We start from the raw sequence: 16,338 nt of genomic DNA on the forward strand, positions 1-16,338 counted from the left end.
GCGCCGGGCCGCGCCCGATGCCGTAGACCCGTTCCACAGCCCCACGGCGCCCCGCGCGCCGTGTCCCCCAGGGAAGGTGACCGCGTCCGATGCCCGGCCGAACCGACAGCTCCGCCGCCACCGACAGCCCCGACGCCGGGCCGCCCGGCGGCGACGTCCGGACCGCTCGGCCCGCCTCCAGCGCGGGCACCGCCCCGTCCGCCTCCACCGCCCGGCTGCCCGCCGAGCACCGGCGCGGCGGACCGGCACGGCTGCTGCCCGCCCGCGCCCCGTTCCGCCGCCAGCTCCGGCGGATCGGCGGCGGGCGGGTACTGGAGATCGGCTGCGACACCGGCGACACCCTCGCCGGCTGCGCCCCCGGCAGCGTCGGCGTCGACCACGACCCGCAGTCCGTGGCCCGCTGCCGGGAACGCGGACTGACCGCCTACACGGCCGACGCCTTCCTCGCGAGCCCGCACGCCCGGCCCGGCGCCTTCGACGCCCTGCTCACCGCACACGTCCTGGAACACCTCGACGACGAACAGGTCGAAGGACTGCTGCGCGCCTACGTGCCGTACGTACGGCCCGGCGGCGGCGTCCTGCTGATCACCGCCCAGGAAGCCGGACACCGGGCCGGCCCCACCCCCGTGCGCTTCACCGACTTCCCGCTGCTGCGCGCCTTCGCCGAATCCGCCGGCCTCGCCGTCCGGCGCACCTACTCCCACCCGCTGCCCCGCCCGGCCGGGATGCTGCTGCGCCGCAACGTGTTCGTCCTGGTCGGGCAGGTACCGCGGTAGCAGGGGCCGGTACACAGGGGCCGGGGCGGCTCCGCCCCGCACCCGGCCCCTGCGCGCGCGGCGCGGTCAGCGGGTACCGGCGCGCTTCCGGGCGTTCCTGACGGCCCGGGTGACCACCGGCGGCAGCACCTCCAGCGCCACCCGGCGCAGCGCCGTACGGGCCGGGAGCGACGGGCGCGGACCCGGACGCCCCGCCGGGGCCCGCGCCGCCGTCCGCTGCGGGGCGCGGCCGCCCGCCGGCCGGTGCCGGGACACCGGATGGGCGGGCTCCGCCGCCCCCTTGGCACTCAGCCGGACCAGCGGCGCGCCATTGACCTCCTGCACCTCGTGCCAGATGTCGCCGCGCGCCGTGATCCAGTCGACCAGCGCCCGCTGCAGCGGCCCCGGATCACCCCAGGTCCCGTAGAACTTGGTGCCGGTGACACAGACCGGGCGCAGCCCCTCGTCCGTGACCGCCTGCCAGGTGGCGGCGGCCACCCCCGGACAGTGCTCGGCACGGTAGTCGTCCAGCACCACCACACCGTGCTCCGTCAGCAGCCTGCGCACCGCCAGGATGTCGCCGTGCACATGCGCGTACAGATGCGAGGCGTCGATATGCGCGAAGCGCACCGAACCCTCCTCGACATGGTCACCGACGAGCGAGCTGAGACCCTGCACGATGGTCGGCAACTCCTCATGAAACGCCAGGTAGTTCGCCTCGAAGGCCCGGCGCGTCAGGGTCGCGTAGGACTTCCTCATCTCCTGCGAGTTCGAGGCGTCCCCGGCCGGTGAGTCGAAGAGGTCACAGACCGTGAAACGCTCACCGGCCCGCCGCCGCGCACCGAGGAAGATGGCGCTCTTGCCCATGTACGCGCCCAGTTCGAGCAGGTCACCCGGCTCCGCACGGTCTTGCTGATGGCGCAGGAACCAGTCGAAGAGCAGCTGGTCCGCGGTGAAGAACCAGCCCTTGACCTCGGACAGCCGGGTGGGGCGCGGGAGTTGATCGGCACGGTGGTCTGCGATGGGGGCAGTCATGTGCGGTCCGTCTCCAGAGGGTCGGGAACGTGGGGCATAGGACGACGCGTGCGTGGGGGGAGGTGGGAGGTGCGGTATGTGCCGGCGCTGCCGCCGTGGATGTACGGGGAAAACCGTGAACGGCTGTGCTGGGTGATGCCTGCTGTGCTGTGCTGCGTCGCTGTCTGCTGTTGTGCGTCTCCGCGGCTGTGGGCGCGCCCGGCGCCGCGGCCGCCGCGCAGGGGCGCCCGGCAGGACCGGGGCACCACGCCTCCGTCCACGGGACGGCGCCGCGCGGGCCGCCGCCATGGGACGGCCCCGTCGCACCGTGCGCCGCACGGCGGTGACGGCATCGTAGGCGCAGCAAAGTGAACGGGAGATGGCGCGGAACCCCGGCCGGACCGGGCCCGGCGTGCAGATCACTTCACCGCGCCGGCCATCACCCCCGACACGAACCGGCGCTGGAAAGCGAAGAAGACGATCAGCGGCACCACCATCGACAGAAACGCGCCGGGCGCCAGCACATCGATGTTGTTGCCGAACTGCCGCACCTCCTGCTGGAGGGCGACGGTCACCGGCGGATGGCCGCTGTCCGCGAAGATCAGCGCGACCAGCATGTCGTTCCACACCCACAGGAACTGGAAGATCGCCAGCGAGGCGATCGCCGGACCCCCCAGCGGCAGCACCACCCGGGTGAACAGCCGCAGCTCACCCGCCCCGTCCAGCCGCGCCGCCTCCAGCAGCTCCCGCGGGATCTCGGCGAAGAAGTTCCGCAGCAGGAACACCGCGAACGGCAGCCCGAACGCCGTGTGGAACAGCACCACCCCGGCCGTCGTCTCGAACAGCCCCACCGCGCCGAACAGCTTGGCCACCGGGATCAGCGCCACCTGCACCGGCACCACCAGCAGCCCCACCACCACCAGGAACCAGCCGTCCCGCCCGGGAAACTCCATCCAGGCGAACGCGTAACCCGCCAGCGAGCCGATCACCACCACCAGCACCGTCGCCGGCACCGTGATCGCCGCCGTGGTCAGCAGCGACCCCATCACCTTGTCGTCCGACAGCAGCTGGCTGTAGTTGTCCCAGGTGATCTCCGCCGGCCGGCGGAAGACCTGCCACCACCCGGACCCGGCGATCCGCTCAGGGCTGCGCAACGACGACAGCAGCAGCCCCACCGACGGCATCAGCCAGAACAGCGCCACCACCACCAGGAAGACCCGCACCGCACCGCCGCCGGTCCGCGCCGCGATCCGCGCGACGAGCCGCCGCCGCGCCCGTACGCCACCGGCGGCGCCGCCGCGCCCGCCCGGTACGGCACCGTCCACCGTCGTCATCGGCGACGCTCCCTCCGTAGGCGCCGGAGATTCACGTACATCACCGGCAGCACCAGCAGCAGCAGGAACACGGCGATCGCACTGCCCAGCCCCTCGTCGACATCCGTGCCGAACGACGACTGGAAGAGCTGCAGCGCCAGCACGTTCGCGGACCGCAGGCTGGAGCCCGGCGCGATGACGTACACCAGATCGAAGATCTTCAACACATTGATCATGAGCGTGACCAGCACCACGGCCAGCACCGGAGCCAGCAGCGGCACCGTGATCCGGCGGAACACCTGCCACTCGCCCGCGCCGTCCACCCGCGCCGCCTCCAGCAGCTCCCGCGGCACCCCCGCCAGCCCCGCCGCGATCAGCACCATCGCGAAACCGGCCCACATCCACACGTAGGAGCCGATGATTGCCGGAGTGACCAGCGCCGGACCGAGCCAGTCGACACCGCGGTACGCCTCGGCGAAGTTGGCCGCGGGCAGCCGCAGCCGGGCCCCGTCCGCCGCGTCCGCGGGCAGCGAGAACCCGCCGTCGGCCGCCGTCGTGGCCGACGCGACCACCCGGCCGCCCCGGACCGCCTCGACCCGCAGACCGGCCAGCGCCCTCTCGCCACCGTCGATCACACCCGGCCGGCCCCCGCCGCCCCGGGTGAAGTCCAGCCACACCGTGCCGGTGACCCGGTCCGGCCGCGGCCGGGCGGCGACGGCCGGCCGCGCCCCGCGCAGATCGCCCGGCTGGACGGCGACCAGCGGCAACAGCACCGGCGACCCCGCCCGGACCGCCGAGCCGGTGGTGAACGCACCGCCCCCGGACGCCTTCAGATCCGCCCGCGGCCGCGGCCTGGCGCCGGGGAACGGCGCCGGACCGGCGAAGGTGTCATGCACCCCCACCCACACCGCGTTCGCCACCCCGCGCTCCGGGGCCTGGTCGTAGACCAGCCGGAAGATGATCCCGGCCGCCAGCATCGAGATCGCCATCGGCATGAACACGATCAGCTTGAACGCGGTACCCCAGCGGACCCGCTCGGTCAGCACCGCGAAGATCAGCCCCAGCACGGTCGAGACCGTCGGCGCCACCACCACCCAGACGACGTTGTTCCGCAGCGCCGTACGGATGCCCTCGTCGGAGAAGAGCGCACCGTAGTTGTCCAGCCCCACGAAGCCGTCCCCGGACGCGTCGAACAGACTGCGGCCCACGGAGAACACCACCGGATAGCCGACCAGCGCACCGAGCAGCACCAGCGCCGGCAACAGGAACACCGCGGCCCGCCAGGGGTGGCGGCGGCCCCGGCCGGGCGGGCGGCTGAGGCCGGGCGGGCGGCCGCGGCCCGGCGCCTGCCGGCGGCCCGGCACTCGCCCACGGCCCGTTACCCGCCCGTGGCCCGTACCGCCGCCCCCGGAACCTCGGCGCCGTCCGCTCGCTGTCCCGCCGGCCCGTACCTCGCTCATCGTGACGATCCCCCGGTCCCCGATCCGGCCCCAGTCCCAGCCCCGGTCCCGCCGCCGTTGCCGTCGGCGTCAGCGCCCGAACGACGCGGCGGCGTCCTTCTCCAGCCGCGCCTGCGCCCCCGCGACATCCTTCGGGTGCTTCAGGAAGTCCTGCAGGTCCTTCCACTCGCCCTGGCCCGGCTTGCCGCCGAACGAGGCGGGCGCCTGGTCGGACATGTCGAAACGGAAGTCGTCACCCGCCGCGACCAGCGCCCCGGCGATCTCCCGCAGCACCCCGTCGGCGTACGCCGCCCGGTCCAGCTCCTTGTTCGGCGACAGGAACCCGCCGGCCTGCGCCCAGATCTTCGCGGCATCCGTCGACGCCAGGAACGCCAGCAACGCCTGCGCCGCCCTGCCGTCCTTGAGCGCCACCGCCACATCGCCACCGGTCACCACCGGCGACCTGGCCCCCACCGCCGGGAACGGGAACACCTTGGCGTCCGTACCGACCCTGGCCTTGGTCTGGGCGATATTGGCGGCCGCGAAGTCCGCCGACGAGACCATCGCCGCCTTCGGGGCGTCACCGCCACTGAACGTCTGCGTCACCGACGTCGGGAAATCCGTCTGCAGCGCACCGGAGTTCCCGCCCGCGAGCAGATCCTTACGGCCGAAGAGCTGCCCCAGCGTGGTCAACGCCCGCTTGACCGTTGGGTCGGTCCACTTGATCTTGTGCTGGGCCAGCTGGTCGTACTTCTCCGGGCCCGCCTGCGAGAGATAGACGTTCTCGAACCAGTCGGTCAGCGTCCAGCCGTCCGCACCGCCCACCGAGACCGGCTCGACACCCGACTCGGACAGCGTCTGCGCCGCCTTGAGGAACTCCCGCCAGCTCTTCGGCTCCCGCACCCCGGCGTCGTCGAACGCCCGGGCGTTGTACCAGACCAGCGACTTGTTGCTGGCCTTGAAGTAGACGCCGTACGGGGTGCCCTTGTGGGCGCCGAGATCCCGCCAGCCCTTCGCGTAGTTCTTGGCCAGCTGCGCCCTGGCCCCCGCCCCGAGCGGCTTCAGCCAGCCCTTCGCCGCGAACTCGTGGAGCACGCCGACCTGTTGCAGCATCGCGACGTCCGGCGGCCCGCCACCGGCGATCTTGGAGCCGACGAAACCGGCCATGTCGTCGCCGCTGGGCACGAAGTCGACCGTGGCGCCGGTGCGCTTCTCGAACTCGTCCAGCACCTTCACGAAGTTCTCCCGCTCGGGCCCCGTCCACACGGCCGTGACCTGAAGCTTCTCCCCCTTGAGCGAGGGCAGCCGCACCGTGGGGGCGGTACTGCCCCCCTTACCGCCCCCTTCACCCTTCGCACCACCACCACTGCCGCCACCACAGGCGGCCAGCGCCAGACCGAGCGCCACCCCCACCGCCACCGAGCCCGCCGCGCGTCCACCCCTACGCCCCGTACGGCCGAGTCCTCTGCGCATCCCCGAAGCCCCCTGTCCCTGCCGCCTGCCCTACCGGTCCCCACCGCGCCGCGCGCCCCTCGCCGCCGTGCCATGCGGTGCGGTTGTCGTGCCATACGGTGCGGTTGCCGCGATACGGCCCGTGCCGCGCAGCGCGGTTGGCCGCGGTTGGTGCGATGCGGCGCCAGATCATCCGTGCCGCGCCCTGCCGCTGTGTCGAGCCGTCGGTGCCGCGCCGTGTCCTTGGTGTCGCGCCGTCGGTGTGATGCGGCGTCGTCCGTGCCGCGCCGTGCCCTTGGTCTCGCGCCGTTCGTTCCGCGCCGGGTAGTGATGCCGCTGCAATGCGGTGCTGCAATGCGGTGCTGCAATGCGTGCTGCGCTGCTCCGTGGTGCGGTGCACTGTGCGGCGTCGTCCCGTACGGCGCGCCGCCGGCGTCATGCGCCGTGCAGTGTCATCCGGTGGTCGGTGTCCTGCGGTGTGCGACAGTCCTACGCCCTGACCACGGGCACCGCAATACCGCCTTCCCCGCCAACCGCCCTTTCGTGACGCGGCTGTTATGGGTGGCACCTACGAGCACGACGCGCACGGGGGCATGCCGCGCCGCCACGACCTGACGCCTGCCGCACAAGCCGCCGGCCCGCCGCAGACACCGCCCGCGCCCCCGGCCGGCCTCACGGCCCGGCCTCCCAGCGCACAGCCTCAGCACGCCCTCACAGAAGCGCGCGGCCTCGTGCCCCAGGCCTCCCAACGCAGCCCCTCAGGGCTCACGCCAACACGGCAGCCCACACCCTCACAGCAACGACGCCCCCGTCACCGCCCCCGAGGACTGCGCGGCCCGCTGCAGTGCGCTGGCGAGCAGGGCCAGGTCGGTCGGGCCGTTGCCCAGTTCGCGCAGCGGGCGCCGGGCGGGTGGGTCGCCCATCCGCTGCCACTCCAGCGGGACGACCGTCGGCCGGAGGGTGGACGTCCGGGGTATCCGCCCGGTGACCCGGCCCGCCTGGAACGGTGTCGAGGAGCCGTCCGCCGCGCGGTACAGCCGTCCGCGGCCCGCGGGGACCGGCTCGGACGGATCGGCGGCTGCGCCCAACTGGACGCGCAGACCGGCCTGTTCGCTGGTGGCGGTCTCCGCCGTGCGGTCCGGATGGCCGGTCGTGGCTATCAGGTGCACCCCGAGCGCGGCCCCGTCCCGGGCCACCGACTCCAGGGCGCGCACCACGGACCCGGCGGCGGGGCGGCCCGTGCTGCCCAGGGCCGGGGCGACCAGTGCGTCGAAGTCGTCGACCAGCACGAACAGTCGGGGCATCGGGACCGTGGGCTCCTGGGGGCTCGCCCCGTCCTCGGCGGGGGCTCCGCCGCGGGCGCGGAGTCGGAGGGTGCCGGTCGTTGACGGGTCTGCCGGTGTGCCGCCTTCCTCCTCCTTGTTACGGCAACGATTACGGAGAGTAATTGGTTCCTGCTCTCCGTAACCTTCGGTCGAGCGCCGGGGTGCGGCGATCCGCGGCGCCGGGAGGTGTTTGCCGCGCCACTCGGCGAACGGGGTGCCGGCGAGTATCTCCGCGCGGCGCTTCAGTTCCGAGGACAGCGCCTGGGCGAACTCCCGCATCCGGACCGGGTCCGAGGCGGCGAGGTACGTCGTGACGTGCGGCAGGTCGGTGCACACCCGCAGCCCCTCGCCGCGCTCGCTGCCGCCGCCGTCCACCAGCACCAGCGACAGCAGGTCCGGGCGGTCGGCGGCGGCGAGCGAGGCGGCCACCGAACGCAGCAGCTCGGTCTTGCCGGTGGCCGCGGTGCCCTCGACGAGGAGGTGTGAGCCGTCGGCGGCGAGGTCGGCGCACAACGGGCCGTGCGGTCCGGCGCCCAGCACCGCCGCTGCGCCGGGCCGGCCGGTGTCCAGGGCGGCGGCCCAACGGGCCATCAGGGACGCCGGGGTGGCGCGGGCCAGCCCCAACTCGTCCAGCAGCCGCGACGCTTCGGGCAGCGGGACGGCCACCCGCGCCATCGCGCCACCGGCCCGGGCCGCCGCGTCGGTCTCCCGCAGCGGCGCCAGCGCCCGCGCGAACCGTTCGGCCCAGGCGCCGGAGACCGCGTCCACCGTCGCGACCGTGCCGTTGGGCCCCGAGCCGGGCTGGACGACGCGCAGCGCGGTGGCGACGTCACCGCTGAGCACCGCGACCGCCCCGCACTCCCCGAAGGCGGGTGACGCCTTCCGGGCGGCTTCGTACGTCGCGGCCAGCGGGAAGGCGGGGGAGGAGGCCGGGGTCTCGGCCAGGCACAGCAGATGGATGCCGGCCGCCGCACCGGCCGTGGCCAGCCGGGCGGTGGTCTCGCGGAGCGCGGAGCCGCCGGGGTCGCCGTCCACGATCACGAGGGTGTACGGGCCCTGGTGGTGGGCCGCGGTGGCGGCGATCTCCGCCCGCTCGGCGTCCGCCCAGCCGGGGCCGAGGGGAGAGTCGTCGAGCCGGCGCACCAGCTCGGAGGTACGGGACCCCGCCTGGTCCGTGTCGTAGGCGAGCAGCAGCCGGCAGTCCTGGCCGCGGTCCGGGCGGACCTGCGGCAGCCAGCCGAGCCAGGACCAGTCCGCCACCCGCTCCTCGGCGGGGCGGGCCCGGTCCGCGCTGATCAGCACGATGTCGAGGGTGCCGGGGGAGTGCAGGGCGGCGAGCTGGGCGAGGGCGGAGCGGGCCAGTCCGGTCAGCCGTGCCCGCGGTCCGGCGAGGCCGAGGGAGCCCGCCCGGCGCAGCTCGACGGTGACCGGCAGTGCGGTCCGGCCGCCGCCGCGCGCGGCGGTGCCCAGCCGGACGGTCAGCGCGTCGGGGTGGTCCGGGCCGCGCTCCCAGAGCCGGGGTCCCGGGCCCAGTGCGGTGAGCAGGATGGCGGCGGCGTCCGGCCAGCGTTCCTCGGCGGCGGGCCCCGCGGGCGCCTCCCTATCGGGGACGTCGTCCGGGGCTTCCGCGTAGGAGGTCAGGGGATCACCGGCGGGTGCGTACTCCGGCGGGCGGAACTCGTCCGCCTGCTCCACGGCGGGCCGGCCGCCGGCCAGCCGCCGTGCCCAGGCTCCGATGCCGCCCCGCCGTCCGCCCTTACGGGGTGCCTCGTCGGCCGGTGCCAGCGCCTGCTGCCCGCCGTGTGTCCGCTGCTGCCCGGAGTCAGGGTGTCCGCCGGCCGGTTCCCGTACGCCGGGCCCCCAGCCGGCGGACGGGGCCGGGCCGTCGGGGGTGCGGTCGTAGACATGGCCGGTGGAGGTGTCCGGGTACGGGGGGCCGGACGGGCGCGGGGCGCCCTCAGGGGCTGCCGCGCCGTATCCGGCCGGGGTGCCGCGCAGGGGGGTGTCGCGGCGGCCGGGCGCGGCCGCCGCCCGTACGGACGGGGGAGCCGCCGCACGGGCGCCGTCCACCCGGTCGTACGCCCCGGCTCCGGCCCCGGTGTACGTCCCGGCTCCCGTGTAGGCGCCGCCGACGGCGGCGGTGGCGCCGTGCGGGCCCGTCGTCCCGTCGCCCCCGTGCTCCTCCGCGCGTCCTGCCGGGGCCGTCGTCCCCGGGGTGATCCGCAGGTGGCCCTCGCCGTCCGGTGTGGTCGGCAGGGCGGGGTCCGGGGCACCGGGCGCGGACTGGAGGCGCAGGGCGGACTCGCCGATGCGCAGCAGGGTGCCGGGCGGCAGGGGGGCGGGCCGTTCGTCGAGGTCGGTGCCGTCCACGACGGTGCCGTTGGTGGAGCGCAGGTCGGCGACGGACACCGAGCCGTCCGGTCCGACGGTCACGGCGCAGTGCAGCCGGGAGACGTCGGGGTCGTCGAGGGGGACGTCGGCGTCGGCGGAGCGGCCGATGCGGATCTGGCCGCCGTGCAGCAGGTGCACGCCGCCGGCGTCGGGGCCGGAGACGACGCGGAGCCGCGCGGAGCCGTGCGGCAGGCCGTGTGCCGGGGCGGGGCCGGGGGTCTGGAGGGAGAGCACCGCGCCGTCGATCAGTGGGGGCTCGCCGATCGCCGCGCGCTGCGGGTCGAGGCGCTCGGTCCCGGCGTACAGGACGACGGGGGCGCTGCCGCCCGAACCGCCGACGTCCGCGCCGGTGCCGGCCACGGAGGCGGCGAGCGAGCCGGCCACCGCCGCCAGCGCGGTCCCGGCCGGGGCCGTCACCAGCACATCGCAGGCCCGTGTGGGGTGGCCGCTGCGCGGCCCGAGGACGGTCAGCCGGATCTGCATCGCCGTCAACGGTCCCTTCTGCCGGGATCGGCGGGGCCCGCTCGCTCCCCCCACCACACCCGAGCACGTCGGCACGTACAAGTCCCAAGCGCACGCCGCGACAAGGACCGCGCGCCCCCACCGCATCGTGCTGGGTGCATCCTCGCACCTGCCACTGACACCGCGCCCGCCGACCGCCGTTCCGTGATCTTGATTGGTCTTCTAAGGGCGAAAAAGTGCCTGCTTGCGTGCCGTGCCCGGCCGGATTTCGACCGCCGTGGTCAGCTCGGAAGGTCTCCGGCGGGAGCGCGCGGGCGCGGCCCCGCACCGTCCCGGCGGGGCAGGCAACCATCCGTCCCGAACCCGCGTCTTTCCCACAAGCCCGCACTGGGCCGCCGGAACCGAAAAGCTTGTGCGACGGCACTACAGTGGGTCGGACGGACCGCGCCGAGTCGATCAGCTGACCGGGCGGGCCGGGCCAGGGAACCATCACGACCAGGGAGCGCATGACGTGCGGCCGGTAGGCAGCAAGTACCTGCTCGAGGAGCCGCTGGGACGCGGTGCCACGGGCACCGTCTGGCGTGCCCGCCAGCGGGAGACGGCGGGCGCCGAGGCCGCCGTGGCAGGAGAGCCCGGTGAGACGGTCGCGATCAAGGTCCTCAAGGAGGAGCTGGCGCACGACGCGGACGTGGTGATGCGCTTCCTGCGGGAGCGCTCCGTCCTGCTGCGGCTCACCCACCCGAACATCGTCCGTACCCGCGACCTCGTGGTCGAGGGCGATCTGCTCGCCCTGGTCATGGACCTGGTCGACGGCCCCGACCTGCACCGCTATCTGCGGGACAGCGGGCCGTTCAGCCCGGTGGCCGCCGCGCTGCTGACCGCCCAGATCGCCGACGCGCTGGCCGCCAGCCACGCCGACGGTGTGGTCCACCGCGACCTCAAGCCCGCGAACGTCCTGCTGGCCGGCTCGGACGGCAGCAGCGAGATGCACCCGATGCTGACCGACTTCGGCATCGCCCGCCTCGCCGACTCCCCGGGCCTGACCCGCACCCACGAGTTCGTCGGGACCCCCGCCTATGTGGCGCCGGAGTCCGCCGAGGGCCGCCCGCAGACCTCCGCCGTGGACATCTACGGCGCCGGCATCCTGCTGTACGAGCTGGTCACCGGCCGTCCCCCGTTCGCCGGCTCGACCGCGCTGGAGGTGCTGCACCGGCACCTCAGCGAGGAGCCGCAGCGTCCGGCCACGCTTCCCGAGCCGCTGTGGACGGTGATAGAGCGCTGTCTGCGCAAGCGGCCCGAGGAGCGGCCCAGCGCCGAGAACCTCGCCCGGGCGCTGCGCACCGTCGCGGCCGGTATCGGGGTGCACGCCCGCCCCGAGGAGGCCGAGGCCGCGCTCGGTGTCGCCGCGCTGCTCGCCCCCGACCCCGCGCCCGCCACGGTCCCCGGGACGGGCGCCGACGGCGGGCCCGGCGGCGACGCCGATCCCACCCAGGTGCTCCCGTCGGGCGCCGGTTCGTACGACCCGGCGGCGGCGACCAGCGTGCTGCCGTCCACGGGCGGCCCGGCCGGACCGGGTGGCCAGGCAGGCGGGGCCGGGCAGGGCGATCCGACGAGGGCCATGCCGCCGATGCCCATGGGCGCACCGGCCGGCGGGCCGCAGGGGCCCGACGGGCCGCACCCGTGGGAGTCCCAGCTGCGGGCCGCCCGCGACCGCAACGAGCAGACCCAGGTGCAGTACCTGGACCCCAGCGAGGACCCGCTGCGCCGCCGTCCGCAGCGGCAGGCCGCCCCCCAGCAGCAGCCGCCGCAGCGCCCGCAGCAGCCCCAGTACCGGCAGCAGCCCGCTCCGTACGCCCAGCAGCAGCCGCAGCAGGCGCCCCAGCGGCGCCGGGAGCCGCCGCCGCAGCGTTACGAGCCGCAGCGTCCGCCCGCCCCGGAGCCGCGGCCCCGGCGCGAGCCCCGTCAGCGCAGCGCCAACCCGATGAAGATCCCGGGCCTGGGCTGTCTGAAGGGCTGCCTGTTCACGCTGATACTCCTGTTCGTGGCGGCCTGGCTGATCTGGGAGCTGACCCCGCTCCAGGAGTGGATCGGCACGACGAAGGGCTTCTTCGCGCAGCTCGGGGAGGTCTTCGACAGCGTGCAGAGCTTCGTGCGGAAACTCGGCAACTGACTCCGGCCGCCCGTAGTTGACCCCGGCCACCCGCGCGCCCCATGGGCCCGCGGGTGGCCGCTGTCATGTCCGCCGTCCTCCGCGGGACACGCCCTAGGACTCACCCAGTGGATTTGTCGACTTCCGGCGGAGAATTTCGCTCACAGAAGTGAAGGTTGCCACCGTCCGGGGCATTGAACCCCCTGGCATCCGCGTAGCTTTGACGCCAACCTCAGCCCCCGCAGGACGCTCGGGGGCCCGACACGTCGGAGCAGTCTTGGCACGGAAGATCGGCAGCCGGTACACCGCCCACCAGATCCTGGGACGCGGCAGTGCCGGCACGGTATGGCTGGGCGAGGGTCCCGAAGGGGCCGTGGCCATCAAGCTGTTGCGTGAGGAGCTGGCCTCCGACCAGGAGCTCGTCGGCCGCTTCGTCCAGGAGCGGGCCGCCCTGCTGGGCCTGGACCACCCCCATGTGGTCGGTGTCCGTGACCTGGTCGTCGACGGCAACGACCTGGCGCTCGTCATGGAGCTGGTACGGGGCACCGACCTGCGCACCCGTCTGGAGCGCGAGCGCCGGCTGGCCCCGGAGGCCGCCGTCGCGATCGTCGCCGACGTGGCCGACGGGCTCGCCGCCGCGCACGCCGCCCGCATCGTGCACCGTGACGTGAAGCCCGAGAACGTGCTGCTGGACATGCAGGGCCCGCTCGGCCCCGGCGGCGCGCACCCCGCGCTGCTCACCGACTTCGGTATCGCCCGGCTCGTCGACTCCCCGCGCCGCACCAAGGCGACCAAGGTCATCGGCACCCCCGACTACCTCGCCCCGGAGATCATCGAGGGGCTGCCGCCGCGCGCCTCCGTGGACGTGTACGCGCTGGCGACCGTCCTGTACGAGCTGCTCGCCGGGTTCACGCCCTTCGGGGGCGGGCACCCCGGGGCGGTGCTGCGCCGGCATGTGACCGAGAGCGTGGCGGCGCTGCCGGGCATCCCCGACGAGCTGTGGCAGCTGCTGCTCCAGTGCCTGGCCAAGGCCCCGGCGTCCCGGCTGCGGGCCCCGGAGCTGGCCGCCCGGCTGCGGGAGCTGCTGCCCGGTCTGGCGGGCATGCCGCCTCTGGACATCGACGAGCCGGACGACGACGAGCCCGAGGGCGAGCAGGAGGCCGCCGGGGCCCACGAGGAGGCGTCCCACCCGTCGGCGGCACCGGCCGAGGCCACCCCGCCGCGCGGCGCGGTCCCCCTGGTCCAGGGCGCGGTCCCGGACTCCAACCGGGAGACGCACACCAGCATGCGCGTCCCGGGCCCGGACGAGCTGGCGGGCGGCGCCCACGGCACCGCCCGGACCCCGCGTGCCGCCGGCGAGCGCCGGGCGGGTTCGGCCCGGCACCGCGCGTCCCAGGAGACGGTGCGCCGCCGCCGGATCAAGCTGGGCGCGGCGGCCGCCGCCGCGCTCGTGGCGGCCGGTCTGGGCGGCTGGCTGGCCTCGGGCGAGGACGAGCCGGGCGACGGCACACCGGGCGTGCACCAGTCGGAACCCGACACTCCGTGACGCGCCCCGGGCGCGCGCGGGCCGGAGCCCCGGCGGCCGTGGACCCGGTGGGTGCGGAGCCCGGCGGGTCCGGCCCGCCGGGGCCGGGTCACGTCGGCGGCGGCAGCCGTTAGGCTGGGTGCGTGGCAGTCGTCGATGTATCCGAAGAGCTGAAGTCCCTCTCCTCGACCATGGGGTCGATCGAGGCCGTCCTGGACCTCGACAAGATGAGGGCCGATGTCGCCGTGCTCGAGGAGCAGGCCGCGGCGCCGTCCCTGTGGGACGACCCGGAGAACGCACAGAAGATCACCAGTCGGCTGTCCTACCTCCAGGGCCAGCTGCGCAAGGCGGAAGACCTGCGCGGCCGGGTCGACGACGTCGAGGTGCTCTTCGAGCTGGCCGAGGCCGAGGGCGACGAGGACGCGCGCGCCGAGGCCGAGGCCGAGCTGACCGCCGTCCGCAAGGCGGTCGACGAGCTGGAGGTCCGCACCCTCCTGTCCGGCGAGTACGACTCCCGTGAGGCGGTCGTCAACATCCGTGCCGAGGCCGGTGGCGTGGACGCCGCCGACTTCGCCGAGAAGCTGCAGCGGATGTACCTGCGCTGGGCCGAGCGGCACGGCTACAAGACCGAGCTGTACGAGACCTCGTACGCGGAAGAGGCCGGCATCAAGTCGACCACCTTCGCCGTCCAGGTCCCGTACGCCTACGGCACGCTCTCCGTCGAGCAGGGCACGCACCGCCTGGTGCGCATCTCGCCGTTCGACAACCAGGGCCGCCGTCAGACGTCGTTCGCCGGCGTCGAGGTGCTGCCGGTCGTCGAGCAGACCGACCACATCGAGATCGACGAGTCCGAGCTGCGGGTGGACGTCTACCGCTCCTCCGGCCCCGGCGGCCAGGGCGTCAACACCACCGACTCCGCGGTCCGGCTGACGCACATTCCCACCGGCATCGTGGTCTCCTGCCAGAACGAGCGCTCGCAGATCCAGAACAAGGCGACCGCGATGAACGTCCTCCAGGCCAAGCTCCTCGAGCGCCGCCGCCAGGAGGAGCAGGCGAAGATGGACGCGCTCAAGGGCGACGGCGGCAATTCCTGGGGCAACCAGATGCGTTCGTACGTCCTGCACCCCTATCAGATGGTCAAGGACCTGCGGACCGAATTCGAGGTCGGTAACCCCAGCGCCGTTCTGGACGGCGACATCGACGGCTTCCTGGAGGCCGGAATCCGCTGGCGCAAGCAGCAGGAGAAGTAACGGGGACACCCCTTCCGCACGTGAAACAACTGCCTCCCTCGTGGAGGCAGTTGTTTTTGCTGTGGGGGTTTGGTCACAGTCGTATGTCCATGTACCGCCCAACGCTTGGTAATTCGGGCATCCAGCCTTTAATCGACCTTGACGATAGTCACCGAACTGGGAAGGCTGAGCGCGGCATGCGTATGTCTGGGGCGCGTGTGTGAACGGGGGAATCGAGCGGCCCGCCCATGGTGCGGAGCCGGAACTCGTGCACCCCCATCGGCCCGCCGCCCCGTGCAACGGTGCTCCAATGACGAGTTCAGCTACTGGGGGTAGCAGTACATGACGAAGAAGACGCGGCTGCGCGTAGCGCGCATTGCGGCCGGCGCGGTGATCGCGGCCGGTGCGTCGCTCACCGCGGCCGGCGCGGCTTCCGCGGCCAGCCCGGGTGAGAACCCGGGCCAGGACGGCGGCATCATCGGCGGCATTCTCGGCGGGGTCATCGGCGGCGGCGACTCCGGTGGCGAGTCCGGTGGCGACACCACCGGCGCCACCGACGGCGGCGAGACCGCCGGCCAGGTCGGCGGCGACGACAGCACCGGCGGCGAGATCGGCGGCGAGGACAGCTCCGGCGGCATCGGCGGGGAAGACAGCTCCGGCGGCATCGGTGGCACCGATGACGGTGGTACGACCGACGGCGGCACCACTGACGGTGGCACGACCGACGGCGGCACCACCGACGGCGGTACGACTGACGGTGGCACCACTGACGGCGGCACCACCGATGGTGGCACCACTGACGGTGGCACGACGGATGGTGGCACCACCGACGGTGGCACGACCGACGGCGGCACCGGCAACACCGGCGGCACCGGCACCACCGGTGACCAGAACTCCGGTGGCACCGGCAACTCCGGCGGCACCAGCGACGGTGGCAGCTCCATCGGTGACACCGGCACCGGCCCCGACAACGAGGGCTCCAAGCCGGTCGAGCAGCCCGGTCAGGGCAAGGAGCAGATCGCTGACACCCCTGGCCAGGCGAAGCAGCAGGCCAAGGGCGGCGAGCTGGCGGAGACCGGTTCCTCCGGCACCACCTTCCTGCTCATCGGTGCGGCCACGATGATCGCGGGCGGTGTGGGCTTCCGTATGCTGCCCCGTCTGATCAACAAGGGCGGCGCCGCCGCGGCCTGACGCCAGGCGGTGAAGCGGTAAAAGGGGCCCGGGACGCTACTGCGTCCCGGGCCCCTCGGCGTCCGCGCTCCGGGCGCCGGGCAAGCCTCGTCA

Annotated in this window: 10 protein-coding genes; 5 read left to right on the forward strand and 5 right to left on the reverse strand. The window is 74.2% G+C overall.

Annotated elements, in window-relative coordinates:
• Positions 1-89 precede the first annotated feature (89 nt).
• Positions 90-776: a class I SAM-dependent methyltransferase gene (locus ACWC9R_RS24665; RefSeq protein WP_450734577.1), complete on the forward strand. Its 687-nt coding sequence runs from the start codon at positions 90-92 to the stop codon at positions 774-776.
• A 66-nt stretch (positions 777-842) separates the two neighbouring features.
• Here the strand turns inward: ACWC9R_RS24665 and ACWC9R_RS24670 are convergent, their stop codons facing one another.
• From ACWC9R_RS24670 to ACWC9R_RS24690, 5 genes are all read right to left on the reverse strand, one after another.
• On the reverse strand, positions 843-1,790 hold the full coding sequence (locus ACWC9R_RS24670) for a class I SAM-dependent methyltransferase (protein ID WP_450734579.1): 948 nt from the start codon (positions 1,788-1,790) through the stop codon (positions 843-845).
• A gap of 398 nt (positions 1,791-2,188) precedes the next feature.
• Complete coding sequence (locus tag ACWC9R_RS24675) at positions 2,189-3,103, reverse strand: carbohydrate ABC transporter permease (protein ID WP_450734581.1); 915 nt, start codon at positions 3,101-3,103, stop codon at positions 2,189-2,191.
• A complete protein-coding gene (locus ACWC9R_RS24680) occupies positions 3,100-4,542 on the reverse strand; it encodes a carbohydrate ABC transporter permease (protein WP_450734583.1) in 1,443 nt (480 codons plus the stop codon). Before ACWC9R_RS24680 ends, ACWC9R_RS24675 begins: the two co-directional genes overlap by 4 nt.
• Positions 4,543-4,611: 69 nt before the next feature.
• On the reverse strand, positions 4,612-5,994 hold the full coding sequence (locus tag ACWC9R_RS24685) for an ABC transporter substrate-binding protein (RefSeq protein WP_450734585.1): 1,383 nt from the start codon (positions 5,992-5,994) through the stop codon (positions 4,612-4,614).
• 770 nt (positions 5,995-6,764) lie between these two features.
• Positions 6,765-10,172: an FHA domain-containing protein gene (locus ACWC9R_RS24690; RefSeq protein ID WP_450734634.1), complete on the reverse strand. Its 3,408-nt coding sequence runs from the start codon at positions 10,170-10,172 to the stop codon at positions 6,765-6,767.
• 490 nt (positions 10,173-10,662) lie between these two features.
• Here ACWC9R_RS24690 and ACWC9R_RS24695 point away from each other — a divergent pair, with 490 nt between their 5' ends.
• The 4 genes from ACWC9R_RS24695 (at position 10,663) to ACWC9R_RS24710 (ending at position 16,245) form a co-directional block, all read left to right on the forward strand.
• Positions 10,663-12,321 (forward strand): serine/threonine-protein kinase, encoded by a 1,659-nt coding sequence (locus ACWC9R_RS24695; protein ID WP_450734586.1) that lies wholly within the window; start codon positions 10,663-10,665, stop codon positions 12,319-12,321.
• A 256-nt stretch (positions 12,322-12,577) separates the two neighbouring features.
• Complete coding sequence (locus ACWC9R_RS24700; protein ID WP_450734588.1) at positions 12,578-13,846, forward strand: serine/threonine-protein kinase; 1,269 nt, start codon at positions 12,578-12,580, stop codon at positions 13,844-13,846.
• 122 nt (positions 13,847-13,968) lie between these two features.
• Positions 13,969-15,075 (forward strand): peptide chain release factor 2, encoded by a 1,107-nt coding sequence (gene prfB / locus ACWC9R_RS24705; protein ID WP_088797903.1) that lies wholly within the window; start codon positions 13,969-13,971, stop codon positions 15,073-15,075.
• A gap of 321 nt (positions 15,076-15,396) precedes the next feature.
• Positions 15,397-16,245 carry a hypothetical protein gene (locus tag ACWC9R_RS24710; RefSeq protein ID WP_450734590.1) on the forward strand — a complete coding sequence of 283 codons (849 nt, stop codon included), beginning with the start codon at positions 15,397-15,399 and terminating at the stop codon, positions 16,243-16,245.
• Positions 16,246-16,338: the final 93 nt, after the last annotated feature.

The organism is Streptomyces sp. NPDC001219 (assembly GCF_053597915.1).